The organism is Nonomuraea sp. K271, assembly GCF_009908215.1.
Taxonomy (GTDB): domain Bacteria; phylum Actinomycetota; class Actinomycetes; order Streptosporangiales; family Streptosporangiaceae; genus Nonomuraea; species Nonomuraea longispora.
On sequence record NZ_JAAAHR010000033.1, the window covers coordinates 38,313 to 62,050 of the forward strand.

Sequence of the window (23,738 nt, forward strand, 5' to 3'; positions counted from 1 at the left end):
CGGAAGCGCCAACATTTCACCGAGGCAATCTGATATAGAACGGTTATTCTTTTATGCCCGCCTTATACGAAAACGCCTAAGGCGCCCATGCCGCTGAGCGGGGACAGCACGGCAGGCGCACCCCGGGCGAGGACCCGCGACGCTCAGCCGGTGAACGGCGGCTGGTCGCCGGCCTCGTTGAGCTCGGCTATGGCCAGCTCGGCCGTGCTGCGGATGTCGAAGAACTTGTCGAGCGCGGTGATCGCGAAGAGGTGCTTGCAGCGGCCGTTGAGCCCCGACAACAGCAGCCGGCCCCCCGAGGCGGTGACCGCTTTGTGGAGGTAGACCAGCACGGACAGGCCGGAGGAATCGCAGACGCTGACCGCCTGCATGTCGATGACGAGCAGCGGGGGCTGGGTCAAGTCGAGAGCCTTGGTGACGCGGTCGCGAACCTCCGCGGCGGAGCCGAAGTCGAAATCCCCCGTCAACCGCGCGATGACACAGGGTCCCTGGAGTCCGAGGCTTATCGACAAGGCCTGCTCCGAAGTCACCCAGCTCCACCTACCTGCGTTGCTTGCCCGATCCGACCACTCTACGAGAAGTAGCGCTTCGGGTTGAACACCAGCATCTGCTCAATCTGGCCATCGGTCACACCCGAGTCGAGCAGTGCGGCCAACACGTCGTCGTGAATGTGATCGTAGCGCCAGTTGGGCGCGAGCGTGCCGCGGGCGTCGTCCCACGCACCGCCGAAGTAGTCCATGAAACAGGCGGTGTCGTGACTGAGGACCATACGGTCAGCGTATCCGCGCTGACACAGCGCCGCGATCGTGGCCACCCGCTGCGCGGTCGGGTTGTACACGTCCAGCCCGAACCGGTCCATTCCGAGCGTCGCGCCGGTGTCGGCCATGCGCATGAGGTAGTCGAGGTCGTTGCTGTCGCCCGCGTGCGCGACGATCACCTTCTCCAGGTCCGCTCCCTCCTGGGCGAACAGGTCGAGCGCGATGAGGCCGCTCTGGGTGAACGCGTTGGTGTGCACGGTGATCGGCGCGCCGGTGAGGGCGTGCGCCCGCGCGACGGCCCGGCAGATGCGCTCCACGCCCGGCGTCAGGCCCTTGGCCTCGACGACGCACTTCAGGAACGCCGCCTTGACCCCGGTGCCGGCGATGCCCTCGGTGAGGTCGCGGACGAAGTCGTCGATCATGGGGTCCGGCATGTCGAGGAACAGGCCGGGGCCCCGGTGCTCGTACTGGTGCGGCAGTTCCTCGAAGACGTACAGGCCGGTGGCGACGATGATGTTCAGGCCGGGCACCTGCTCGGCGACCCGCTGGATGCGGGGGATGTAGCGCCCCAGCCCCCACACCGTCGGATCGACGAGCGTCCGTACGCCCTTCGCCGCCACCGCGTTGAGCTTGCCCACCGCGTCCGCCACGCGGAACTCCTCGTCCCACCACCCGCCCGTGCCGTAGTTGTCCAGGTGCTCCGGGGACACGACGAAGATGTGCTCGTGCATGAGGGTCTGACCGAGCTCCTCAACGTCCACGGGACCGCGCAGGGTGTCGACGGTGGGCATGCGGCACCTCCATACCGGTTGGTCGGGTGCGCGCCAACCTACACCGGCTGCCGGGACCCGGCCAGCCGCCGGAACAGCGGCTCGGGCCTGGGCAGCCGCCCCTCCGCGTTCGCGCGCACGGCGGCGGCCACGCGCGCCGCCGCCGTGGGCAGGAAGGGCTCCAGCTGTACGGCCAGCGTCCGGCAAGCGTGCACCAGCGTGGCCAGGGCCACCTCCTGACCGGCCGGCGGCCGCGCCCAGGGCCGGGTTCGCTCGACGTACCGGTTGGCCTGCTCGACGAGCGCCTGCACGGCGGTCGCGGCCCTCCGGAAGTCGAACGCCTCCAGCGCCTCGTGCACCGCCTCGTGCGCCTCGAACGGCTCCTCCTCCCGGGCCTCCACGGGGACCCGGCCGTCCAGGAACCGGTGCACCATGGTGACGACCCGGTTGACCAGGTTCCCCAGTCCGTTGGCGAGATCCTCGTCGGCGCGGGCGACCAGGCGTTCCTCGGTGAAGTCGGCGTCGCCCACGCGCGGCACCTCGCGCAGCAGCCACCACCGCACGGCGGCGACCCCGTACGCGTCCACCAGCGCCACCGGGTCGGCGGCGCCGCCGGACGACTTGCTGATCTTGCGGCCGTCCGCCGTCAGGTAGTCGTGCACGAAGATCCCCGTGGGCAGCGGCCTGCCCGCGGACAGCAGCATCGCGGGCCAGTAGACGGCGTGGAAGCGGATCACGCCCTTGCCCATGAGGTGCACCTTGCGCGGCTCGGCCACCCACCAGCGCTCGTAGTCGCCGCCTTGGAGCGCGGTGACGTAGTTGGCCAGCGCGTCCCACCACACGTAGACGACCTGGCCGGGATCGCCGGGCACCGGGATGCCCCATCCCCTGGCGCGCGCGGCCGACCGCGAGACGCTGATGTCGTCCAGCCCTGCCTCGACGAACGCCAGCACCTCGTTGCGCCGTACCGCCGGCTCGATCCTGAGCCGCCCGCCGCGGATGAGGTCGAGCAGGGCGTCCTGGTAGCGGGAGAGCCGGAAGAACCAGTTCTGCTCGGAGACGGGCTGCAGCGGCGCCTCATGGCCGTCGGGACAGGGCCCGGCCGGGTAGAACTGCTCGCAGCCGACGCAGTAGAGGCCCTCGTAGTGGCGCTGGTAGAGGTCGTGACGGGTGGCTTCCCAGATCCGCTCGACGCCCGCGCGATGCCCGGGATGGCTGCTCGTCCTGATGAACGCGTCGAACGACAGGTCGAGCGGTCCCCGCAACCCCTCGAACGCGGCGGCGTTCCTGTCCACCAGTTCCCGCACCGGCACGCCCTCCGCCTCGGCGGCCAGCACGTTCTTCAGCACCCGCTCCTGTCTGCGGGCCAGCCAGTCCAGCGGGCGGACCCAGTGCACGCACGCCCTCGTGCGCAGGGTGTTGCCCTTGGCCAGCGCCTCGGGCACCCACGGCAGGCGGGGCACGGCCATGCACGCGCCGACCGCGTCACACGTGCGCAGGAGGGTGCCGAGGTTGGCGTTGTGCATCGGCCAGAGCGGAGCGACGGTGAGGTGGCCGAGGCAGCGGGGCGGCCGGCGCCGCCGCTGGGACCGGAGATCTTCCCTGGTGCGCACCCGGATCCCGCTCATGCGCGCGGGAGGGTGCTCCTCTGGGTGATGTGCATGTGGGAGGCGCTTTCAGCGGCACGCCCGAGCCATCGACGTTGCGTTGCCGCCATTTTACCCCCGCGCGGGCCCGTCAATCCTTCCCCTCGGGCCCGGCAGGCGGGGCGGGCACCACCAGCACCGGCCTGCCCGCGTGGTGCAGCACCCGGTCCGACGTGCTGCCGAGCAGCAGCGAGCGCACACCGCCGAGCCCGCGGGTGCCGGTCACGATGAGCTTGGCGTCGATCTCGTTGGCGACGTCGACGATGGTCGACCAGACGGCCACGGAGTCCACGTCGCACCGGGGCACGGCGTTCAGCCCGCCCTCCCTGGCCATGTCCGCGCCGCGCCCGGCCAGTTCGCGCATCGCCTTGGCGATCGCCTCGTCTTCGAGGCCCGACTGGTCCATGGCCATCAGCAGTCCCGCGGAGGCCCTGGCCGAGGTCATGGCCAGCCGCTCCCACACGGTCAGCACGACCGCGTCGGCGCCGCGGAACATCTCGGCCGCGAACGCGATCGCGGCATTGGCGTCGTCGGAACCGTCGTACGCGATCAGAATCGTCATACCAGCCACTCCTCAGGCGAAATCAATCGGAACCCCCTTCTATCCCGAGGGGCGGCTTTCACTCCTCGCGCTAGGCCATGATCGGCGTGACACCGCGGTCGGAGGTCCTGGCCGACGGCTTGAGCATCGACAGGCCGGCCAGCGCCAGCACACCGAGTTCCGTGATCACCACGGCCCGCTGGGTGAGGCCGGCCGGGATGTCCTGGTCGGCCAGCGGAATGCCGAACATGCGGACCACGTACGGGACCACGACCAGCAGCAGCGCGCCCAGCGCCACCCCGCTGAGCACCCGTACCGCCCTGGCGAAGCGCACGTTCGCCCGGGCCAGCAGCATGCCCGCCACGGGCATCACCAGGAAGGCGAGGAAGGCGGCATAGCGGTGGATGCCGCCCGACAACGACAGCGGCACCCCGGGCCGGTCGGTGGGGAAGGCTCCGACCAGGAACATGCTCGCCCCCCACACCAGCAGCAGCACGACGACCCAGCGGTCCGTCCCCGACCGGCGCAGTGCCTCTGCGATCAGCGCGGAGCCGGCCGCGAGCAACGTCAGCGAGGCGGGCAGCAGCCATCCCGCCGACTGGAACGCGTACTCGCTGATCACGCTGTGCAGCGGGTCCAGGTCGGAGCCCGCGTGCAGGGTGAGCATGGCGGCGCTTCCGGTGCCGATGGCGGTGAATCCCGTGGCAAGCAATCCCCTCATGCCTCCAAGCTCGTGTAATGCGAGCTTTGCGACTATCGGAGATGGGCCCGAACCGGCCCTGAAGCTTCCCTTAATACCTTGGTCTCACTGGACCCGGGCCGACCCTGATGACCTGCCGGGACGTGACCCTGAGTAGGGCGTTCCCCCTCAGGGTGGGTGGCGCCGGCCGGACGCCGGCTTGACTTGGAGCGCGCTCGAGGGGTGACCCTGAAAGAGAAGGACCAAGGAGGCAGGGATGAAGAGACGAACGCTCGGCAACGGCGGTCCCGAGGTCTCGGCGCTGGGGCTCGGTTGCATGGGGATGTCCGAATTCTACGGCCAGGCCGACGAGAGCGAGTCGATCGCCGTCATCAACCGCGCGCTCGACCTCGGCATGAATTTTCTGGACACAGCCGATATGTACGGCAAGGGGGCCAACGAAGAGCTGGTCGGCCGCGCCATCAAGGGACGCCGCGGCGAGGTGGTGCTGGCCACCAAGTTCGGCGTCAACCGCGAAGGCGACAGTCGCTCGATCGAGAACAGCCCCGCCTACATCAAGGCCGCCTGCGACGCCTCGCTCAAGCGGCTCGGCGTCGACCGCATCGACCTCTACTACATGCACCGCCGCAATCCCGCCGTGCCCGTTGAGGAGTCGGTGGGCGCCATGGCCGCACTGGTCGAGCAGGGCAAGGTGGGCCATCTCGGTCTGTCCGAGGTGAGCGCGCGTACGCTGCGCGAGGCGTGCGCCGTGCATCCGATCGCCGCGCTGCAGAGCGAGTACTCGCTGTTCACCAGGGGCATCGAGCAGGAGATCCTGCCGGCGGCCCGCGCGCTCGGCGTCGCGCTGGTGGCCTACTCCCCGATCAGCCGCGGTTTTCTGGCCGGCACGCTGCCGCCGGCCGACGAGCTGCCCGACGACGACTTCCGCAAGCACATGCCGCGCAACGTGGGCGAGAACGCCCGGCACAACCAGGCGCTGGCGGCCGAGGTGAAGCGGATCGCCGACGCGGCCGGCGTCACCGCGGCACAGCTCGCGCTGGCCTGGGTGCTCGCCCAGGGCGAGGACGTCGTGCCGATCCCGGGGACGAAGCGGCTGCGCTATCTGGAGGAGAACGCCGCCGCCGCGGACATCACGCTGACGCCCGAGCAACTCGGCGCGCTGGACGCGGCCGTGCCCGCCGACGCGGTGCGCGGCACCCGCTATCCCAGCATGTCGGAGGTCGAGCTCTGACGGCGCCGCTCAGCGCCGGCCCGGGACGTCGAAATAGATCCGGACGGTGGTGCCCTCCGGCGTCGAGTGCACGCGTACGAGGTCGCTGAGCAGGTTGATGATGAGCAGCCCGCGCGAGCCGGCCTGACGCGGGTCGACCGGGCTGCGCCCGGCCAGCGGGTCGGTGATGTGGCCGGCGTCGCTGACCTCGCACACGAGCCGCCCATCGACGGTCCACACCTTGATCGTGCCGGAGCCGCCGCCGTGGTCGAGGCTGTTGGCGCCCAACTCGGCCACCGCCAGCCGTACGTCGTCGAGCCGGTCGCCGTGGAAACCCAGCGCGACGGCCTCGCGCGCGGCCATCGACCGCGCCTCCGACAGGTTGCCGTTGTCGAAGCGCAGCGTGGCGCACTGCGCGGGCTCGTCGAACGGCCGGTTGTGCGCGTCGATCACCAGCTCGGGCGCGAAGAGGGGGCTGCGTCGTTCGCCGGAGGCGTCGCGCAGCACGGGATGGGTGCGGGCCGCCTCCTCGATCACCGCCGGGTCGAGGCCCTCGACGTCGTAGGGGCACAGGATCGTGACGTGCCGGCCCGCGAACGACAGGTTGATCAGCGCCTCGTGCTGGGCGCACGCGGGATATTCCGACGGGGTGCGGCCGGGCCAGATGGGCTCGCCGATGATGCGCACGTGGCCGTCGGGATGCCGGTCGGCGAAGTCGCGCAGCACGGCGGGGATGATGCGTCCGGGGTTGCGCCCCGCCACGCCCATGTCGAGCAGGCGGACAGCTCTGGCGTCCGGACCCAGCGCCGCCTCGATGAGGGCGAGGTTGCGGGCGGGGACGGCGACGGCGACGGGCTCGCCGGCCGCCAGGCCCTCACGGACGAAGGCGGTCGTGGCAGCAACATATTCCGGCTCGCCTCGATAGAGGAGAGCCGGATGCGCGAACGGTTCTGCCAGCATCAGCCCTCACGCTACCCAAGGACCGCGACTTCCCGGCGATCCACTGGGTACCTCATAGTTGTGAAGAGAATACAGGTCAGCCGCCGCCCTCAGCGTGTCCGCCCGTCCCCTCCCCTCGATCTACGCACCCCTTCCGGCCGACGTCTCCCGTTCTGAGCTTTGTGAACCTATGCTCAAGACATGTCGGAAATGCAGATGCGGGTCTCCGACGAAGATCGGGAACGCACCACCCAGCAGCTTCAGCGTGCGTTCTCCGAGGGTCGTCTCACCCAGATGGAGCTCGAAGACCGGCTCGAAGTCGCCCTGAGTGCGAAGACCTACGGCGATCTGCTCAACCTGATCGACGATCTGCCGGTCGAGCAGCCCCGTGCCAACGACGTGGTCGAGCTGCAGTCGAAGCACGGGCAACTCAAGCGCTCAGGCGACTGGGCGGTCCCCCGGCGGCTGCGCGTGTCCTCCAAGTACGGCAGCGCGGAGCTCGACCTCTCCCAGGCCGTCATCCCGCACCCGGTCGTCGACATCGAGCTCGACCTCACGTACGGCTACGCCAAGATCATCCTGCCCGAGGGCGCGGTGGTGAACGTGGACGGGTTCCAGAGCGACTGGGGCAACACCTCGACGAGCGCCGTCCCGAGCCGACCGCGCCCCGGAGCCCTCCAGGTGGTGATCAGCGGCCGGGCGAAGTACGGCGGTCTCACCGTGCGCTATCCCCGCAAGCGCTGGTTCACCCACTGATGGAAGAGGGCGATGTGGTGCTCACTGGGCACGAGCACGCCGCCCTCCACGTACGCCCGTGACGACATGCCGGGCTGTGTCCGCTCGCAGGCGTCGAAGTCCTGCTCGTTGACCCGGTGAAACAGCTCGACGGACGTCGACAGGTCCGCCCCCGAGGCGATCACGTCGGGGTGGTAGAGCCAGTCGCACTCGACGACGGTCCTGTCGGCGGCCATCGGGTACATCCGGTGCATGATCACGTGGTCGGGCACCAGGTTGACGAACACCTGCGGCCTGACGGTGACCGCGTAGTAGCGCCGGTCCTGCTCGTGCGACAGCTCGGGCAGCCGGCCGAAGCCCGGGCCGCCGTCCACGGTGAAGCCCTCGACCCGGGAGGCGAACTCGGCGCCATGGCCGACGTAGTACTGCGCCGCGTAGCCTCCGGCGAACTCCGGCAGCACGGCCGTCAGCTCGGGGTGGATGGTGGCGCAGTGGTAGCACTCCATGAAGTTCTCGACGATGAGCTTCCAGTTGGCCTTGACGTCGTAGCGGATCCTGCGGCCGAGTGCGAGGTCCTCGACGTGGTAGCGGTCGAGGGCGGCCGGGTCACCGAGGCGTTCCGTGGCCGCGTTCTGCACCGTCTCCTCGAACGACGGCGGCTCGGCGGCCAGGCACACCCATGCGTACCCCAGCCATTCGCGCAGGTGCACGGGCACCAGCCCGTACGCCACGCGGTCGATGTCGGGCATCTTGACCAGGTTGGGCGCGGCGGCGAGCCGGCCGTCGAGGTCGTAGGACCAGGCGTGGTAGGCGCACCTGATCGTCCTGCGCACCTCGCCCTGCTCCTCCACGCACAGCCGGGCGCCACGGTGCCTGCAGACGTTGAGGAAGGCGCGCAGCAGGTCGTCCCGGCCGCGGACCACGATCACGTTCTCCCTGCCGACCTGGACCGTCTTGAACGCTCCCGGCTTCGGCAGATCCTCTGTCCTGACGGCGCAGAACCAGAGGCTTTCGAAGATGCTTGCCTGCTCTCGCGCGAACACCTCGGGGTCCGTGTAGGAGTTCCCCTGAAGGGTCGCGATCAGGCTTGACGTCGTCGTCAACCGTCACCTCTTGTTGCGTATTACGCACCGAGTTGCCCTATATGCAACATCGTCAGGTCGCGCTCAGGACGCTGTCAAGAGGTAAGTGCTGACTCTCCGCAACCACTTGACATACAGCCAGGTCGCGAGCCGGTCGGGGAAAAACCCGGCGAACGGGCGGTGCATGTCGGTGATCTCCGTGGCGGCCAGCCGGGCGGGCAGGCGCACGACCTTCGCCCTCGCCCGCTCGTACGCGCGCAACGCGCCGCCCGGTTCCGCGCGGCCCGACGCGGAGCGCAGGCCGCCGATCGCGCCGGCCAGCGACCAGGCGTCCTCCAGCGCCTGGTTGGCCCCCTGGGCCATGGTGGGCGGCATGGTATGGGCCGCGTCGCCGGCCAGGGTGGTCGGCCCCCTGCCCCAGACCGCGGAGAACGGCTGCCGGTGGTGCGGGAAGAAGTCGATGTCCGTGATCGTCTCCAGGACGTCCGGCACCGGGTCCGCCCATCCGCGGAACCGCTCGCGCAGCCGCTCGGCCACGCGGGGGTCGCCGTCCCAGAACGGCCTGCCCGGCGCGGACCTGACGTCGAACCACCACAACAGCCGGCCCTCACCCGCCGGGATCAGCCCGCACAACCCCCGCGCCCCGGCGATCATCACGGCCCTGCGCTGCTCGGTGAGCGTGGTGGGCCTGGTGGTGAACCCCTGCCAGGTCACCCAGTCGCCCAGCGTCGCGCGGTCGTCTCCCCACAGGGCCTCGCGCACCACCGAGCGCCGCCCGTCGGCCCCCACGAGCACGTCGCCGCGGACCGTGCGCCCGTCGGACAGGCGCACCTCCGCGCACTCGGGCACCACGTGCTCGGCGGGGACCCCGTAGGTCACCGGCACGCCGTCGGCGAGCAGCTCGACCAGGTCGCGGCGGGCCACGTGCACGCTCGGGTGGCCGTAACGGCGTTCGGCCGCGGTGAGGTCGATCGTGACCAGCCTGCGCCCGTCGACGGCCCAGGTCTCCATGGTCTCCAGACGCCGCCCGGTCGTGGAGTAGTCGACCTTGAGCTCCCGCAGTATGGCCGTGGCGGCCGGCCACAGGGAGACGGAGCCGCCGGCCGTACGCAGCTCGGGGGCCTCCTCGTAGACCTCGACCTCGTGACCGGCGTTGAGCAGGCCGCGCGCCACGGCGAGCCCCGCGACGCCCGCTCCGACCACGATTACCCTCATAGCAACCCCTGTTTGTGAGACCATCGATATCAGATACTTGGAGTATCATTATGTCTGCGCGCGGGCGCAAGCCCGATCCCACGGTCGACCACCGCATCAGGCAGGCCGCGGCCGGGCTCGTGCTCGCGCGCGGCCTCGACTTCACCATGGACGACGTCGCGACGGCGGCGGGCGTGGGCCGGGCCAGTGTGTTCCGCCGTTACGCCACCAAACGCGACATGCTGCTCGAAGCCCTCGCCGCCATCATGAACACGCACGTCGCCATCCCCGACACGGGTTCGTTCGAGGGCGACCTGCGCGTGGTGGTCTCCGACACCCTCGCCCTCTTCCACCATCCCGACGTGTCGCGCATGACCAAGCAGGTCTTCGGCGAGGCCGGCCGAGACCCGGCGGTCGCCCAGATCATCCGTACCGGGATGCGCACCCGGATGGAGCGCTCGTGGATCGTGTACGAGCGCGCGATCGAACGCGGAGAACTGCCGCCGAATGCCGACCTTTGGATGCTTACAGATATGTTTGCCGGTTTCGTCGCTTACCGGGGACTCCTGGATCTTCCCCTACCCGAGCCGGAGCAGATCGTGCAGGTCCTGCTGCACGGCTTTACACCGGTCTGACGCGCGTGGTGTTAGTGGGGTGCAAGTGACGGTCAAGTCGTGCTCCATAATGTTCCCTTCGTTAGCAAACCTACGAAGGGCACGGAAATGACTCCCCCACGCCGTCGTCTGGCCGTCGCGGCCGCGACGCTTACTCTTGCCGTCCTCACCACCGCCTGTGGTGCCCTGGGCAACGCCGTTGACTGCAACACCGCGGCCAGCGAGGCCAGCAAGATCGCCAGCGAGTGGAGCACCGCCGTCACGAAGAACGCCAGCGACACCGACGCCATCGGCACCGCCTCGCAGACGGCTGCCGACAAGACGAAGGAGCTCGCGGGCAAGTACGACGGCGAGGTCGCCTCGGCGCTGAACGACCTGGCGGCCGGGTTCGACTCCATGAAGGGCGGCGACCTGAGCTCGGTCTCCGACTTCAGCGGCAAGGTGAACGGCTTCACCAGCAAGATCACGGCCGCCTGCTCCTAGCCGGGCGCACGGTCGCCGCTCCGCCCGTGGGGGCGGGAGGGCTCGGCGGCCGTGCCCCGTTCGGGCGGATTCGTTCTAGTCTTGCCTTCCGTGACGGGACAACTGCTTGCGACGCCGGTGGGGGCCGGCAGCGCGCGGGCGCCGTCATGGAAGAGCAGGCTGCCGGGCCACCGCGTGCTGGTGGGCGCCGTCGCGCTCGCCGCCGCGGTGGCCTACGCCGTACTCGGGCTGGTCAAGCTGGCCACCTTCCGGGCCACCACGTTCGACCTGGTGATCGTGGACCAGGCGGTGCGCAACTACGCGGGCCTGCGGCCCCCGTACATCCCGGTGCGCGGCATGTTCGGCGACCGGGGCATGGACTACGTCCAGCTCGCCGACCACTTCTCACCCATCTACGCGGTGCTGGCGCCGTTCTACTGGATCCACGACGGCCCCGAGACGCTGATCGTCGCTCAGGCGGTGTTGTTCGCCGCCGCGATCCCGTTCGTCTGGCTGTTCACCCGCCGCGTGCTCGGCACCTGGCCCGCCTACCTGGTCTGCGCCGCGTACGCGCTGTCGTGGCCCGTCGCGCAGGCGGTCGCCTTCGACGTGCACGAGGTCATGTTCGTCCCCGTGCTCACGGCGATCATGATCGAGCGTTACCACGCGGGACGCATGCCGCCCGCGTTCCTGGCGATGGCCGCCCTCCTCCTCGTCAAGGAGGACATGGGGCTCATGGTGATCGGCGCGGGGGCGTGCCTGATCGCCCTCGGCGACCGGTGGCGCGGCGTGCTCAGCGCGCTGCTCGGCCTCGGCACCGTGCTGCTCGTACGCGGCCTGACGATCTCCGTGTTCGGCGGCGACGCCAAGGACTACTGGGCCTACGGGCATCTCGGGGACGACCTGCCCGGCGCGCTCCTCGGCGTCCTGAGCGACCCCCTGGCCGCGGTGCTTCTCCTCTTCAGCGAGGAGACCAAGGTCGACACCCTGCTGCTGATGGTGTGGCCGACATTGTTACTGTGCCTGCTCTCACCGCTGTCGCTGGTCGCGCTGCCGCACGTGCTCGTCCGCATGCTGGCCGACCGGTCCCAGTGGTGGCAGGCGGACTTCCACTACAGCGCGTTCACGGTGGTGATCCTGCTCTGCGCGGGCGTGGACGGCCTGTCGCGCCTGTCACGGCTGATCAAGCGCCCCCGCGACCGCTCGCTCCGGCTCGCGTGGGCGGCGGCCGCCTGCGCGGTCGCGCTCACCCTCGTGCCCCGATTCGCCCTCGACCAGCTCTACCATCCGGACTTCTACACCGAGCCCAAGGCGGCCGCCGCGGCCGAGGCCGTCGCCCGGGTGCCCTCGGGGGTCACCGTCGAGGCGGCCAACTCCGTCGGTCCCGCGCTGACGTCCAGGACCACCGTCCTGCTGTGGGGGCCCACCTCGCACGGCGCTCCGTGGGTGGTGGCCGACACCTCGCGCTGGGACTACCCCTTCGGCTCGCCCGAGCAGCAGCTCGCCGCGATCGCCGAGCGGGAGGCCCAGGGGTACGAGAAGGTGTTCGAGCGCGACGGCTACGTGGTGTTGCGCCGCGACTGACCGCGCGGGTCACGGGGGCCGCGCATGGACATCGCCTGCGCGTACGCCCGGTCGAAGCCCTCGATCACGGCCGGCCACGAGCCCGCGGCAGGCGGCGTGGCGCGGTTGTGCGCCGCGATGGACCCGCGCAGGCCGGGGTCGGCGCACAACCGCGCCACCGCTCGCGCCAGGTCACCCGGCGTGCGCCCGAGCAGCCCCTCCGTGCCGTCCTTGACGAAGTCGGCGACCCCGCTCTGCGTCCTGGCCACCACGGGCAGCCCCGCCGCCCGCGCCTCGAGCGCCGCGATGCCGAACGACTCGCGTGGCGCCGGCGCCACGAACACGTCAGCCGACTCCAGGACCTTGGCGATCTGCTCCCGGGTGTGCCGCCCCGGCAGCGAGACCCAGTCGGCCATGCCGTGCCTGGCGAGGAAACGTTCCATCCGGCCCCGTGCGGGCCCGTCGCCGACGATCGTGGCCCGCATGGGGATCCGGGAGGGGACGCGCGCGCGGGCCGCCTGCAGCAGCTTCAGCAGGCGTACGGGATGCTTGCGCGGAGCGAGCCGGCCGACCGCGACCACGTGCACCTCGTCACGCGGGACGGGCGGCCCTGGCGGCGGCGCCCAGCCCGACAGGTCGAGCCCGTTGGGCACCACGCGCACGGGGATCCCGGGCCCCGCCACGTCGCGGATGGGGACCGCGGCGGCGTTGCTCACCGTGGTCGCGACCAGCCTCCATCGGTCCCACCCGAACACGAGCCGCAGCAGGCGGTAGAGCCCCTTGGTGAGCGGATCCCACATGCTGTGCACGGTCACCACGCACGGCACCCCGGCGCGCACCGCGGCCCGCACGCCCATCCAGGCGAACGGCGAGACCGCGCCCGCGTGCACGTGGACCACGTCGGGCCGGTCGGAGGTGAGCCGGCGCGTGAGATGCCCCACTCCGAACGGGTGCACGGGAAGGTCGAACGGCATCCTGGCGACGATCCTGCGCACGCCCGGCAACGGCTCCCCCCTGGTCGCCGTGGCCACGCGGACGTCGTGGCCGGCCTCCCGCTGCTCTCGTACGAGATCGGCGACCTGGACCTCGATCCCCCCGAGCCGGGGCAGGTAACAGTCGCTCACGTGAAAGATCCGCACCCCTCCCAGACTAATCTGGGCGTGTGCCTCCACGTACCGCTGTGTTCTTTCATGCGCACCCCGATGACGAGGCCCTGCTGACGGCGGGCACCATGGCGATGCTCGCCGCCGAGGGGCACCGCGTGGTGCTCGTGGTGGCCACGGCGGGCGAGCGCGGCCTGGCCGAGATGGAGCCCGGGGACGCGCTCGGCGAGACCAGGCTCAAGGAGCTCTACACCTCGGCCGCGCTGCTCGGCTGCGCCCGCGTGGAGTGCCTGGGCTACGGCGACTCGGGGCTGAGCCCCAAGGGCGGCAGCGCCGACGAACGGCCCGACAACGCCTTCATCGACGCCGACACCGAGGAGGCCGCCAAGGCGCTGGCCGCGATCCTTCAGGAGGAGGAGGCCGACCTGCTGGCGATCTACGACCCGGCGGGCGGCTACGGCCATCCCGACCATGTGCAGGTCCACCGGGTGGGCAAACGGGCGTCGACGATCGCCCGAACGCCGGTCGTCCTCGAGGCGACGGTCAACCGCGATCCGCTCGTCAGGCTCCTTCGGCTGGCGAGCCGGTTCTACAGGTTCCCGCCGGAGTTCGACGTACGGACGTTCGAGAGCGCGTACTCGGCGAGTGAGACGATCACCCACCGCGTCAATGTCCGGAAATATGCGAAACAGAAGAGGGCGTCCATGGCCGCACACGCCTCGCAGGCCAGCGGCGGCGACAGCGACCGCACCCTCGCCGTCATGCTGAAGGTCCCCCGCCCTCTCTACCGCCTGGTCTTCGGCACGGAGTGGTACGTTCGCCGTGACCTTCCTCCGGGCGCCCGCCTCACTCATCCCTTCGACCAGTGGGCGACCTAGTTTCCACATGCACCCGCCCGTCAGACTGGATCCCGTCGACATCCTCCCCCTTCTGAAGGAGGGGGATTCCCACGGTCGCCCGTGAGGGTTCCTGCTTCATCGCCGGTTGCCCCGTCCGAGAGGACTCTCGTTGAGGTCTTACACCAGCTCTACAGGCGTTTCAGCTCTCCGCCGGCCCGGCGGCGAGCACGTTCTTGGCCGCGTTCACGTCACGGTCATGGGCCGCGCCGCAGGCGCACTGCCATGCGCGGGCGTGCAACGGCATCGTGTCCTGCAAGGCTCCGCATGCCGAGCACAGCTTGCCGGAGGGGAACCAGCGGTCCACCGCCACGAGCGTGCGCCCGTACCAGGCGGCCTTGTACTCCAGCATGGAGCGCATCTCCCGCCAGGAGGCGTCGGAGACGGCGCGGGCCAGGCTGTGGTTCTTGACCATGTTGCGGACGGTCAGGTCTTCCACGGCGATCACTTGGTTTTCGTGAACAAGCCGTGTGGTGACCTTGTGCAGGTGGTCCCTTCTACGGTCGGTGATGCGGACGTGGGCGCGGGCCACCTGCAGGCGGGCCTTGGCCCGGTTGGCCGACCCCTTCTCCTTGCGGGCGAGCGCCCGCTGAGCCTTGGCCGGCTTGCGCCGGTCGCGGCGCTCGTGACGAGGGTTGACGATCCTCTCGCCGGTGGAGAGTGTGGCCAGCGCCGTGATCCCCGCGTCGATCCCCACGTTGTCCGCAACGGGCGGCAGCGGGCTGATCTCCTCCTCGACCAGCAGGGACACGAACCAGCGTCCCGCAGCGTCCTTCGAGACGGTCACCGTGGACGGCTCCGCACCCTCAGGAAGATGGCGCGACCATGCGATCGCCAGCGGGGCGTCCATCTTCGCCAGCGTCAAGGCGCCGTCGCGCCACCGGAACGCCGACCGGGTGTACCCGGCCGACGCCCGCGACCTCTTGCGGGACTTGAAGGTCGGGTACTTGGCGCGCTTGGCGAAGAAGTTCGCGAACGCGGCCTGGAGATGACGAAGCGCCTGCCGAAGAGGGACCGACGACACCTCGGACAGGAAGTCGTACTCTCCGCTGCGCTTCCACGCCGTGAGGGCGGCCGAGGACTCCACAGAGGACTCCGCATAGGAGACGCGACGGCCTTGCAGCGTGTAGGCGCGGGTCCGTTCTTCCAGGGCTTTGTTGTAGACGAGGCGGACGCGGCCGAACGTCCGGGCAAGCTCTTCGGCCTGCTGGAGGGTCGGGTAGAAGCGGTACTTGTAGGCCCGCTTCACGATCTGCGCCATGCCTCACGTCTTACCGCACGACCAGCTGAAAATCGTGTGTGTGTTCTATGCGACGGCCCCCCTGGCGGCGAATCGCCTTACCCTGCCCTGCTCCGCAGGAGACCGGTTCCTCCCCCACCTGAAGACGGAGGTCTCCTCGGAGGTATCCGATGAAGAACAAGTGGCTCCAGATCGCCCTGTCCGTCCTGTCGCTCGGGCTGGCCGTGCTGCTCGTGGTCTACCTGCCCCAGATCGTGCGCACGCTCACCGGCAAGCCCGTCTCCTGGGCCGAGATCGGGGCCGTGTTCGGCGCGCTCGGCGCGGGCGAGATCGCGATCATGACCGTGCTGTGGCTGCTGAGCCTGCTGGCCTACACGTTCGTGCTGACCAACTCGCTGCCGGGGCTGAACAACCTGCAGGGCCTCACCCTCAACGCGGCGGGCAGCGCGGTGAGCAACCTCCTGCCGTTCGGCGGGGCGGTCGGCGTGGCGCTGTCGTTCGCGATGACCAAGGGATGGGGCTTCACCAACCGCGCCTTCGTGGTCATGACGCTGGTCAGCGGCATCTGGAACACGTTGTTCAGGTTCGTCCTGCCGGCCGTCGGCATCATCGCGCTGCTGATGGCCGACGAGGTGCCCAACCCGACCGTCGCCCAGGCGGGCTGGACGGGCGCGATCTCCATCCTCGTGCTCTGCGCGGTCATGGCCGCGGCCCTCTACTGGGAGCGCGCCGCCACGCTGCTCGGCCGGGCGCTCGACGGCCTCACCAGACTGCTGAGGCTGAAGCTGCACGCCTCCGCGGCCTTCCACCGGCTGCGCGCCGACACCGCCGGAGTCGTCAGGACCCGATGGCCCGGCCTGTCACTCGGCATGATCTTCTTCCTCGGCTTCCAGTGGGCGATCATGGCCGCCTGCATGCAGGCCACCGGCGCCTGGCCGGGCCTGGCCGAGTCGATCGCCGTCTTCGCGCTGTCGAGAGTCCTGACCAGCGCCCTGATCACGCCGAGCGGCGCGGGCATCATGGAGAGCGGCGTGGCCGCCCTGCTGATCGCCTTCGGGGTGCAGGGCAGCCCCGCGATCGCGACCGCACTGCTTTTCGGCTTCTGGACTTACACTATCGAGATCCCGTTCGGCGGCCTGGCACTGGGCGCATGGGCGCTCCTGCGCAGGCGCAACGGCCGGGACGCCGAGGCGGAGCCCCCGTCCACGATCTCGAAGGCCCCCTCTTGACCACCGCCGCGGCCCGCTGGGCCGACGATGTTCCCCGAGTTCCCCGAGTTCCCCGAGTTCCCCGACCTGGGACGCGCCGCACGCCGCGCCCGGCCGCCGACGGCACGCACTCCGGGTCACTGCACCACGACCATGAGGTGAACACCATGTCCTGGCACCCTGCAACGACCGACCGCACCGGGGGGACGCGGTTTCCATGCCGAGGGAGATCGGTGACAATCCCAAAGCCAACAAAGACCTTGTGCATGATTCGCAGGCCCGCATAGCGTGGCGGCTGACATGGTGGCGTTCCGAGTTCTGGGGCCAGTCGAGGCGTACGAACACGACGACGAACTCGACCTCGGCGGGTTGCGGCAGCGGGCCGTCCTCGCCCGGCTCCTCGTGGCCAGAGGCCAGGTCGTGCCCGTTGACACGCTTCTTTACGATCTGTGGGACGACGACGCGGCGAAGGGCGCGCAGTCGGGCCTGCAGGTCTACATCTCGCGCCTGCGCAGGGTGCTGGAGCCGGGCCGCCCGCGCGGCGGGCCCAACCGGCTGCTGGTGACGGTCGCGTCGGGCTACGCGCTGCGCGTGGCCTCCGACCAGGTCGACGCGCTCAGGTTCGAGCAGCTCGTACGCGCGGCGGGCGAGCACCTCGACGAGGGCGACCCGCAGGCCGCCCGCGGCCGCCTGGAGAAGGCGCTGGGCCTGTGGCGCGGCACCCCCTACTCCGACTTCGCCGACCAGCCGTGGGCGGAGGCCGAGGTCAACCGGCTGACCGAGCTGCGCCTCGTGGCGCGCGAGCGGCACGCCGACACCGGTCTGCGGCTCGGCATGCACGCCGAGACCGTGCCCGACCTCGAGGCGCTGACCACCGAGCATCCGCTGCGCGAGGAGGGGTGGCGGCTGCTGGCGCTCGGCCTCTACCGCTGCGGCCGGCAGGGCGACGCGCTGGCCGCGCTGCGCAGGGCGCGCAACATCCTGGCCGACGAGCTGGGCATCGACCCGGGGCCGGCGCTGCGCAAGCTGGAGTCCGACATCCTGGCCCAGTCGCCCGAGCTCGAACTGGCCGCCCCGGCGCGGCCCGCCCGGCCGGCGCCGGTCACCGACACCTGGCCGCCGAGGCCGGCCACGCCCGTCGACCCGCCGCCACTGGAGCCCGAGCCGTTCGTCGGCCGCGACGCCGAGCTGACCCGGCTGACCACGGCGGCCTCACGCACCGGCAGGTTCCAGGTCGCGATCGTCACCGGGGTCGCGGGCGCGGGCAAGACCACGCTGCTGCGCCAGGTGGAGACCCGGCTGGCCGGTGACGGCTGGACCACCGCGTCCGGGGCCTGCCCCGACTCCAGCGCCACCCCGCCCGGCTGGGCGTGGGTCGAGATCCTGCGCACGCTCATCGGCGTGACGGGCGCGGGCGAATACGCCCAGCTGCTCGCGCCGCTGCTCGACGACGCCGCCCCCGACCCCGACGAGGACGAGGTGTCCGGCGGCTTCCGGCTGCACCGCGCGGTCGGCGGCTACCTCGCGGGGGTCGCGCGCAGGTCGCCCGTGCTGCTGACGCTCGAAGACCTCCACTGGGCCGACGACCAGACGCTGGCCCTGCTGCGGGCGCTGCCCAGCCTGCTGGCCACCAGCCGGGTGCTGCTCGTGGTGACCTGCAGGGAGAGCGAGCTCGACGACCGCCAGTCCGACGTGCTGGCCGCCCTCGCCCGGCTCAGCCCGGTCCGCGTGGGTCTTTCCGGGCTCGACCCGAAGGCCGTGGCCGAGCTGGTCAGGGCCACCTGCGTACGCGAGATCGACGACGACGCGGTCGAGTCGATCGTCGAGCGCACCGGCGGCAACCCGTTCTTCGTCCGCGAGACCGTGCGCCTGCTCGACTCCGAGGGCGCGGCCGACCGGGCCAGCGCGACCGAGGTGCTCTCGCAGGTGCCCTCCGGCGTGCGCGACGTGCTGCGGCGGCGCATCTCGCGGTTGCCGTCCGGGGCGCAGCAGATCCTGCTGCAGGCCGCCGTGATCGGCCGTGACGTCGATCTCGACGTGCTCATCGCGGTGGCGGGCGACGAGGACGCCGTCATCGAGGCCGTGGAGGCGGCCCTGCTCGCCGGCCTGGTGACCGAGCCGGGGCCGGGGCTGCTCAGGTTCGACCACGACCTGGTGCGCGACACGATCTACTCCGACGCCTCCCGGCTGCGCCGCACCCGGCTGCACGCCGCCGTGGCCGCGGTCATCGAGGAGCGCACGCCGTCCGACGTGGCCGCGCTCGCCCACCACTACTTCCTCGCCGACGCGGCCGAGAAGGCCGTCCACTACGCGGGGCTGGCGGCCGAGCAGGCCGAGCGGCGTTTCGCCCACCGTGAGGCGGCCATGCTGTGGGAGCAGGCCATCGCCGCGTTCGACCGTTCGCGCAACGACGAGCAGGACGGCGAGCGGGCGCGCGAGCGCACCAAGGAGCGGCTGGTGCTCATGCTGCGCCAGATCAGGGCGCTGGCGCTGTGCGGCGACATGTCGGCGGCCAGGGTGCTGCGCCGCCAGGCCATGGACACCGCGCTGCCGCTGGGCGACCTCGAGATCACCGCGAAGGTGGCGGCTTCGCTGGCCGTGCCGCACAAGGGCATGGCCCGCGACTTCACCCGCACCGCGTGGGAGATCGTCGACGTCACCGAGCGGGCCCTCATGGAGCTGCCCGAGGGCGAGCAGCGGCTGCGGGCGAGCCTGCTGACGACGCTCGCCCTGGAGCTGGAGGGCTCCTCCTCGCCCGAGCGGGGCCGGCAGGCGTCGCTGGAGGCGCTGGAGCTGGCCAGGCAGAGCGGCGACCCCGCGCTGATCGCGGCCGCGCTCAGCGGGCGGTTGCGCCAGTCCTACGACATCCCCGCGGTCGACACCCGCGAGAGCATCGGCAGGGAACTGCTGGAGGTCGCCCAGCGCTCCGGCCAGATGGCCACGCAGGCGCTGGCCCATCTGGTGCTGCTGGAGTGCGCGGCGGCGAGGGGCGAGTTCACGACCGCCGACGAGCATGCCGCCGCCGCCGACCGTCTGGCCAAGCAGTACGACCTGTCGGCGCCCGCAGCGGTCGTCGTCTGGTACGCCGGCCAGCGCCTGATGATCGCCGGCGACTACGCGGGCGCCGAACGGGCCTACAGCGACGCGGCGAGGATGACCGAGCGGGCCGGCATGCTGGAGGGCCGCCAGGACCTCCCGCTGATCACGACGTTCTGCCTGCACCTCGTCGACGGCCGGGCCGCCGGCATGGTCGAGCGGCTCGCCGAGGCCCACCTGCGGGGCGCCAAGTGGACGCTCGACGCCTACGCCCTCGCCCTGGCTTCCGCGGGCCGGCTCGATGAGGCCAGGGCCGTGGCCGCCACCCGGCCGCCGGTCCGCCCCGACTTCCTCTACGAGCTGGTGATGACCTGGCGGGCACTGGCGGGCATGCTGCTGGACGACCGCGAGCGGATGATCGACTGCTACGACAAGCTCAAGCCGTTCGCCGACCGGGTGGCGGGCGCCGGCACCGGCGTGGTGGCGTTGTGGCCTGTCGCGCTGACGCTGGGCGACCTCGCGATCCGTCTCGGGCAGCCCGACGCCGCGCGTGACCACTACCACAAGGCCCTCGAGGTGGCCGAGCGGGTGGGCGTGCCGCGCTGGGTGCAGGCGGCGCGGCAGTCGGTCAGCAGCTGACCTCGAACCGTTCGCTCCTGAGGGTTGCGGCGCCCTTGACGGCCAGCTCGACGCGGTACCACCCGGGGTTGCCCGACATCTGGGGCCGCCACTCGATGGTGCGCCGGGCGGCGGCGGAGCCGTCGTGGTCCACCAGGTAGGTGCGCCAGGTCCGGATGGCCGGGCTCCAGCGGGTGAGCCGCCAGGCGTACGACACGGCCTGGTCGGGGTCGGGGTTGACGACCACGCTGCGGGCCACGTACGAGCCGGCGCACCCGGCTCCGCCGTCCGGCACGGCGTCGACGGAGACCTCTCCCTCCCTCGCGGCGGGGGACGTCCGCCGGGCCGGGGCGGAGATGGGCGTCTCGCGGGCCGACAGGGTGATGGTCGTCACCGGCTCGGTCGCCGAGTTGGCGCTGTGGTAGGCGGAGAAGCCGACGTAGGCGCTGGTGAACGCGAGCGCGGCCACGAAGAGCTTGGCCGTGTTCGCCGTGCCGCTGGCCAGGGCGGCTGCGCTTCTCGTCGTCATCGTCAACACCCCTTTCGCCTCACACATAGAGTGAGGCAGGGCGGTTGAGCCCCGCTTGTCGCCTGGTTGCACCCATTGCGGGAGGCTTGCACCCGCTATGGCAGGTGAGCGGAGCTTTGATTAAGGTAAGGCTGACCTAAGGCTTTGGGAGGGGTGGCTGCGGATGGTGCGTGCGATCGCCCCCGTCTCCGACGGTTTCACCGAGCCGTTCTGGCTCGGCCTCCCCTACTGGCTGGTCGGCGCCATCCTGATCCTCGCTCTGTTCGGAGCGTTCCAGGTCTACTACTGGGTCGGCCGCAAGCTCGGCGAGAAGCTGTACGACTCCCGCATCGGCGTCAGGCTGGGCCGCGAACGCATCGCGAAGATCGAGCAGGTCGTCGAGAAGTGGGGCGCGCTGGCCGTCTACGGGTGTTTCTGGGTGCCCATGCTGCGCCACACGCTGCCATGGGTGGCCGGGGCGCTGCGCGTGTCCTATCCCTGGTACGTCGTCGCCAGCGCGCTGGGCTGCCTGACGTGGGCGCCGCTGTGGTGGTTCGGCGGCACGGCGATCGTGTGGGGGTGGCTGCAACTGGCCGCCGCCTCTCCCCTCGCCGCCGCCGCCGTGGCCGTGGTGGCGGCCGCCGCCGTGGCCGCGTTCGTGGTGCGCCGCCGCCGTCGCCGTCGCCGGGCCTCCGAGGACGAGGCTCTCGTGTCCTAGCGGGCCTTCACCGGGGCTCCTGCCCGCTCTGGTCGTCGATGTCGGCCTCAGGGGCGTTCCTGCGTACGGTCTCGATGCCGTTCACACAGGCCACCTTCGTCGGGAAACCCTCGCCGACCGCGAGCGTCTGCCCGTTGTTCGCCACGAGCGCGAAGCGGAAAGCGCCCCGTTCGTCCTTGCTGATGATGAACCTGCCTGCCATGGACGCCGCCCCCGCAATCTCGGATTGATCAACGATTTACCCGTGCCTGAGACATACCTATGGTCGTGTCAGGCAAACGAACCCTTGATCTGCTGACACCATGATTGCCATGCGTATCGCCGGTTTCATGGGTTCTGTCGTGGTCACTGTGCTGGTCGGGGTCGCCGCCCCCGCCGTGGCGGCGGACGCGCCCGCCGTGGCGGCCGAGGCGGCGTACGTCGTCGACTCGGCGGGGAACGTGCACGTCGGCAAGCGCCAGACGCGCCGGATGCCGGTCGCGAGCCTCGTCAAGGTCATGACGGCGTACGTCGTGCTGCGCGAGGCCCGGCTCGGCGACACCGTCAGGATCTCCGCGGCGGACGTGTCGTACGCCGCCCGCAACGGCGCCGCGACGGCGGGGCTGCGCAAGGGCGAGCGCCTCACGGTCAGGGACCTGCTGTACGCGCTCATGCTGCCCTCAGGAGCCGACGCGGCCAACGCGCTGGCGCGGCGCTACGGCCCCGGCAAGACCGCCTTCGTCGCCAAGATGAACCGCACCGCCCGCTCCCTCGGCCTCGACGACACCCGCTACACGAACGCCGACGGCATGCCCACCCCGCGCAACGGCGGCTACTCGACGGCCGCCGACCAGGCGAAGCTGGCCCAGCGGGCGCTGGCGGACGACACGTTCACGACCGTGGTCCGTCGCACGGTGCACAGGGTGGCCAAGACCAAGATGCACCGGGCGCACACCTGGGCCAACACCAACAAGCTGCTCAAGCGCGCGGACGGGGTGCTGGGGGTCAAGACGGGGTACACGAGGGCGGCGGGCTACTGCCTGCTGTTCGCGGGTGAGCGCAGTGGCGAGCAGGTCGTGGGCGTACTGCTGAACGACGGGAGCGAGCGCCGCTTCACCACGGCCGAGCGGCTCCTCGACTACGCGGGCGACCGCATCGCCCTCGGCTGAGCGGCCGCGCTCGTCACGCCGGCAGGCGCGGCGGAGCCGGAGCGATTGACGCCGGTTCTTCGTCGGCGGATGCGCAAGCACTGCCGAACGGGCAATAATCGAACATCCAGCAGCGCTAAAGGTGACCTGGAGCACAGCCACCACGCTCCTCGGCACAGTAGGGTGGCCCTTCAACCCTCGAAAAGGACGACCATGGCGGAATTCATCGAGGTCCGCGCGACGGTCGAGGGCCACGAAAGGGCGGCCGTGCTGGCCAACGGCATCTTCCGCGCCGGACTGGCCACGTCGATCGACATAGCCGAGACGCCACACCCGACCGCCCACCACGACGAGATCGCCTGGGAGCTCACGCTCATCACCACCGCGTCGCAGGCGCCCGCGCTCGAACGCCACATCAGGGAGACGGGCTTCGACAGCCCCATCATGAGCCGCCCGCTCGTCACCGACCCCGACAACCGTCCCGACTGGTTCGACGGCGAGCAGCCCTGACAAGCGTCCGGTGGGGTCAGCCGCCGACCGTGATGACGACCTTTCCCGCTGCGTGCCCCGCCTCCTGGTAGGTGACGGCCTCAGGGATGCGTGCGAACGGGAAGCTCCTGTCGATGACCGGCGTCACCTTCCCGTCCTCGATGAGCCCCGTCAGCGTCACCAGGTTCCGCTTGGTCTCCTCGCAGGTCACCACGTTCACGGACGACACCCGCTGCGACACGAACGGCCCCGCGGCCAGTAACGAGACGACGTGCCCGCCGGGCTGCACCCACCGCCCGGGCTCACCGCCGACGGCGACGAGGGCCCCCTTGCCGGTCAGCACCCGGCGGCAGGCCCATCCCGGGCGGCTGCCCGCGATGTCGATCAGCACGTCGTAGCGCTGCCCGCTGCGCGTGAAGTCCCGCTCGGTGTAGTCGATGACCTGGTGCGCGCCGATCGATCGCACCATGTCCACGTTGCGCGGACCGCAGACGCCGGTGACCTCCGCGCCGAACGCGCGGGCGAGTTGCACGGCGAACGTCCCCACGCCGCCGGAAGCCCCGTTGACGAGCACCTTGTCC

At 70.8% G+C, this 23,738-nt stretch carries 23 protein-coding genes and 1 pseudogene; 11 read left to right on the forward strand and 13 right to left on the reverse strand.

The features are described from left to right. Positions 1–143 precede the first annotated feature (143 nt). The 5 genes from GUY59_RS14535 to GUY59_RS14555 all read right to left on the reverse strand — a co-directional run bounded on the left by GUY59_RS14535 (position 144) and on the right by GUY59_RS14555 (position 4,436). A complete protein-coding gene (locus GUY59_RS14535; RefSeq protein ID WP_138200365.1) occupies positions 144–530 on the reverse strand; it encodes an STAS domain-containing protein in 387 nt (128 codons plus the stop codon). 41 nt (positions 531–571) lie between these two features. Then, on the reverse strand, positions 572–1,549 hold the full coding sequence (locus GUY59_RS14540) for a phosphotriesterase family protein (RefSeq protein ID WP_138200366.1): 978 nt from the start codon (positions 1,547–1,549) through the stop codon (positions 572–574). A 38-nt stretch (positions 1,550–1,587) separates the two neighbouring features. Continuing rightward, positions 1,588–3,156, reverse strand: coding sequence for a class I tRNA ligase family protein (locus tag GUY59_RS14545; RefSeq protein ID WP_236667148.1), 1,569 nt, complete (start codon positions 3,154–3,156; stop codon positions 1,588–1,590). A 109-nt stretch (positions 3,157–3,265) separates the two neighbouring features. Continuing rightward, positions 3,266–3,736 (reverse strand): universal stress protein, encoded by a 471-nt coding sequence (locus tag GUY59_RS14550; protein WP_132330569.1) that lies wholly within the window; start codon positions 3,734–3,736, stop codon positions 3,266–3,268. A gap of 70 nt (positions 3,737–3,806) precedes the next feature. Then, positions 3,807–4,436, reverse strand: a complete 630-nt coding sequence (locus GUY59_RS14555) for a DUF998 domain-containing protein (protein ID WP_138200367.1) — start codon at positions 4,434–4,436, stop codon at positions 3,807–3,809. 235 nt (positions 4,437–4,671) lie between these two features. On the opposite strand from GUY59_RS14555, the gene GUY59_RS14560 reads away from it, so the two are divergent. Beyond that, positions 4,672–5,646 carry an aldo/keto reductase gene (locus GUY59_RS14560; RefSeq protein ID WP_138200368.1) on the forward strand — a complete coding sequence of 325 codons (975 nt, stop codon included), beginning with the start codon at positions 4,672–4,674 and terminating at the stop codon, positions 5,644–5,646. A 9-nt stretch (positions 5,647–5,655) separates the two neighbouring features. On the opposite strand, the gene GUY59_RS14565 is transcribed toward GUY59_RS14560, so the two are convergent. Then, a complete protein-coding gene (locus tag GUY59_RS14565) occupies positions 5,656–6,585 on the reverse strand; it encodes a sensor histidine kinase (protein WP_138200369.1) in 930 nt (309 codons plus the stop codon). A 180-nt stretch (positions 6,586–6,765) separates the two neighbouring features. Here GUY59_RS14565 and GUY59_RS14570 point away from each other — a divergent pair, with 180 nt between their 5' ends. After that, positions 6,766–7,320 (forward strand): DUF1707 SHOCT-like domain-containing protein, encoded by a 555-nt coding sequence (locus tag GUY59_RS14570; RefSeq protein WP_236667149.1) that lies wholly within the window; start codon positions 6,766–6,768, stop codon positions 7,318–7,320. Here GUY59_RS14570 and GUY59_RS14575 read toward each other — a convergent pair. Further along, on the reverse strand, positions 7,290–8,402 hold the full coding sequence (locus GUY59_RS14575) for an aromatic ring-hydroxylating oxygenase subunit alpha (RefSeq protein ID WP_132330561.1): 1,113 nt from the start codon (positions 8,400–8,402) through the stop codon (positions 7,290–7,292). The genes GUY59_RS14570 and GUY59_RS14575 overlap by 31 nt on opposite strands. Positions 8,403–8,465: 63 nt before the next feature. Further along, a complete protein-coding gene (locus tag GUY59_RS14580) occupies positions 8,466–9,596 on the reverse strand; it encodes an FAD-dependent oxidoreductase (protein WP_161714543.1) in 1,131 nt (376 codons plus the stop codon). A 50-nt stretch (positions 9,597–9,646) separates the two neighbouring features. Here GUY59_RS14580 and GUY59_RS14585 point away from each other — a divergent pair, with 50 nt between their 5' ends. The 3 genes from GUY59_RS14585 (at position 9,647) to GUY59_RS14595 (ending at position 12,235) form a co-directional block, all read left to right on the forward strand. After that, positions 9,647–10,210, forward strand: a complete 564-nt coding sequence (locus GUY59_RS14585) for a TetR/AcrR family transcriptional regulator (RefSeq protein WP_138200371.1) — start codon at positions 9,647–9,649, stop codon at positions 10,208–10,210. 87 nt (positions 10,211–10,297) lie between these two features. Continuing rightward, on the forward strand, positions 10,298–10,672 hold the full coding sequence (locus GUY59_RS14590) for a hypothetical protein (RefSeq protein ID WP_138200372.1): 375 nt from the start codon (positions 10,298–10,300) through the stop codon (positions 10,670–10,672). Between the two features lie 90 nt (positions 10,673–10,762). After that, on the forward strand, positions 10,763–12,235 hold the full coding sequence (locus tag GUY59_RS14595; protein ID WP_252374890.1) for a DUF2079 domain-containing protein: 1,473 nt from the start codon (positions 10,763–10,765) through the stop codon (positions 12,233–12,235). Here GUY59_RS14595 and GUY59_RS14600 read toward each other — a convergent pair. Next, positions 12,211–13,353, reverse strand: a complete 1,143-nt coding sequence (locus tag GUY59_RS14600) for a glycosyltransferase (protein WP_171055351.1) — start codon at positions 13,351–13,353, stop codon at positions 12,211–12,213. The two genes, GUY59_RS14595 and GUY59_RS14600, sit on opposite strands and share 25 nt — an antisense overlap. 23 nt (positions 13,354–13,376) lie before the next feature. On the opposite strand from GUY59_RS14600, the gene GUY59_RS14605 reads away from it, so the two are divergent. Next, positions 13,377–14,195, forward strand: coding sequence for a PIG-L deacetylase family protein (locus tag GUY59_RS14605; RefSeq protein WP_252374891.1), 819 nt, complete (start codon positions 13,377–13,379; stop codon positions 14,193–14,195). Positions 14,196–14,268: 73 nt separating this feature from the next. Here GUY59_RS14605 and GUY59_RS14610 read toward each other — a convergent pair. Continuing rightward, positions 14,269–15,474 (reverse strand): annotated as a pseudogene (locus GUY59_RS14610) (RNA-guided endonuclease InsQ/TnpB family protein); the annotation flags it as partial. Between the two features lie 149 nt (positions 15,475–15,623). Here GUY59_RS14610 and GUY59_RS14615 point away from each other — a divergent pair. Together GUY59_RS14615 and GUY59_RS14620 are read left to right on the forward strand one after the other, a co-directional pair. Then, on the forward strand, positions 15,624–16,682 hold the full coding sequence (locus GUY59_RS14615) for a lysylphosphatidylglycerol synthase domain-containing protein (protein WP_138200374.1): 1,059 nt from the start codon (positions 15,624–15,626) through the stop codon (positions 16,680–16,682). A gap of 279 nt (positions 16,683–16,961) precedes the next feature. After that, the gene (locus GUY59_RS14620; RefSeq protein ID WP_138200375.1) at positions 16,962–20,336 is read left to right on the forward strand and encodes a BTAD domain-containing putative transcriptional regulator; all 3,375 of its coding nucleotides are present in this window, start codon (positions 16,962–16,964) and stop codon (positions 20,334–20,336) included. Here the strand turns inward: GUY59_RS14620 and GUY59_RS14625 are convergent. After that, positions 20,326–20,844, reverse strand: coding sequence for a hypothetical protein (locus tag GUY59_RS14625; RefSeq protein ID WP_138200376.1), 519 nt, complete (start codon positions 20,842–20,844; stop codon positions 20,326–20,328). The genes GUY59_RS14620 and GUY59_RS14625 overlap by 11 nt on opposite strands. 163 nt (positions 20,845–21,007) lie before the next feature. Between GUY59_RS14625 and GUY59_RS14630 the strand changes: the two genes are divergently transcribed. Beyond that, positions 21,008–21,541 carry a DedA family protein gene (locus tag GUY59_RS14630; protein ID WP_138200377.1) on the forward strand — a complete coding sequence of 178 codons (534 nt, stop codon included), beginning with the start codon at positions 21,008–21,010 and terminating at the stop codon, positions 21,539–21,541. A 7-nt stretch (positions 21,542–21,548) separates the two neighbouring features. Here GUY59_RS14630 and GUY59_RS14635 read toward each other — a convergent pair whose 3' ends face one another. Next, the gene (locus GUY59_RS14635; protein ID WP_138200378.1) at positions 21,549–21,743 is read right to left on the reverse strand and encodes a YegP family protein; all 195 of its coding nucleotides are present in this window, start codon (positions 21,741–21,743) and stop codon (positions 21,549–21,551) included. Positions 21,744–21,852: 109 nt separating this feature from the next. Between GUY59_RS14635 and GUY59_RS14640 the strand changes: the two genes are divergently transcribed. Next, positions 21,853–22,689 carry a D-alanyl-D-alanine carboxypeptidase family protein gene (locus GUY59_RS14640; protein ID WP_236667150.1) on the forward strand — a complete coding sequence of 279 codons (837 nt, stop codon included), beginning with the start codon at positions 21,853–21,855 and terminating at the stop codon, positions 22,687–22,689. 192 nt (positions 22,690–22,881) lie between these two features. Then, complete coding sequence (locus GUY59_RS14645) at positions 22,882–23,178, forward strand: hypothetical protein (protein WP_138200379.1); 297 nt, start codon at positions 22,882–22,884, stop codon at positions 23,176–23,178. Between the two features lie 16 nt (positions 23,179–23,194). Here GUY59_RS14645 and GUY59_RS14650 read toward each other — a convergent pair. Further along, positions 23,195–23,738, reverse strand: a 544-nt coding sequence (locus GUY59_RS14650; RefSeq protein ID WP_161714544.1) for an NAD(P)-dependent alcohol dehydrogenase, incomplete at its 5' end; no start/stop codon positions are given.

Coding starts and splice junctions, on each gene's coding strand:
- GUY59_RS14620 (WP_138200375.1), top strand. CDS start 16,962: ATGGTGGCGTTCCGAGTTCTGGGGCCAGTCGAGGCGTACGAACACGAC.
- GUY59_RS14560 (WP_138200368.1), top strand. CDS start 4,672: ATGAAGAGACGAACGCTCGGCAACGGCGGTCCCGAGGTCTCGGCGCTG.
- GUY59_RS14580 (WP_161714543.1), bottom strand. CDS start 9,596: ATGAGGGTAATCGTGGTCGGAGCGGGCGTCGCGGGGCTCGCCGTGGCG.
- GUY59_RS14630 (WP_138200377.1), top strand. CDS start 21,008: ATGGTGCGTGCGATCGCCCCCGTCTCCGACGGTTTCACCGAGCCGTTC.
- GUY59_RS14625 (WP_138200376.1), bottom strand. CDS start 20,844: ATGACGACGAGAAGCGCAGCCGCCCTGGCCAGCGGCACGGCGAACACG.
- GUY59_RS14555 (WP_138200367.1), bottom strand. CDS start 4,436: ATGAGGGGATTGCTTGCCACGGGATTCACCGCCATCGGCACCGGAAGC.
- GUY59_RS14550 (WP_132330569.1), bottom strand. CDS start 3,736: ATGACGATTCTGATCGCGTACGACGGTTCCGACGACGCCAATGCCGCG.
- GUY59_RS14615 (WP_138200374.1), top strand. CDS start 15,624: ATGAAGAACAAGTGGCTCCAGATCGCCCTGTCCGTCCTGTCGCTCGGG.
- GUY59_RS14645 (WP_138200379.1), top strand. CDS start 22,882: ATGGCGGAATTCATCGAGGTCCGCGCGACGGTCGAGGGCCACGAAAGG.
- GUY59_RS14545 (WP_236667148.1), bottom strand. CDS start 3,156: ATGAGCGGGATCCGGGTGCGCACCAGGGAAGATCTCCGGTCCCAGCGG.
- GUY59_RS14585 (WP_138200371.1), top strand. CDS start 9,647: ATGTCTGCGCGCGGGCGCAAGCCCGATCCCACGGTCGACCACCGCATC.
- GUY59_RS14640 (WP_236667150.1), top strand. CDS start 21,853: ATGCGTATCGCCGGTTTCATGGGTTCTGTCGTGGTCACTGTGCTGGTC.
- GUY59_RS14590 (WP_138200372.1), top strand. CDS start 10,298: ATGACTCCCCCACGCCGTCGTCTGGCCGTCGCGGCCGCGACGCTTACT.
- GUY59_RS14570 (WP_236667149.1), top strand. CDS start 6,766: ATGTCGGAAATGCAGATGCGGGTCTCCGACGAAGATCGGGAACGCACC.
- GUY59_RS14635 (WP_138200378.1), bottom strand. CDS start 21,743: ATGGCAGGCAGGTTCATCATCAGCAAGGACGAACGGGGCGCTTTCCGC.
- GUY59_RS14540 (WP_138200366.1), bottom strand. CDS start 1,549: ATGCCCACCGTCGACACCCTGCGCGGTCCCGTGGACGTTGAGGAGCTC.
- GUY59_RS14565 (WP_138200369.1), bottom strand. CDS start 6,585: ATGCTGGCAGAACCGTTCGCGCATCCGGCTCTCCTCTATCGAGGCGAG.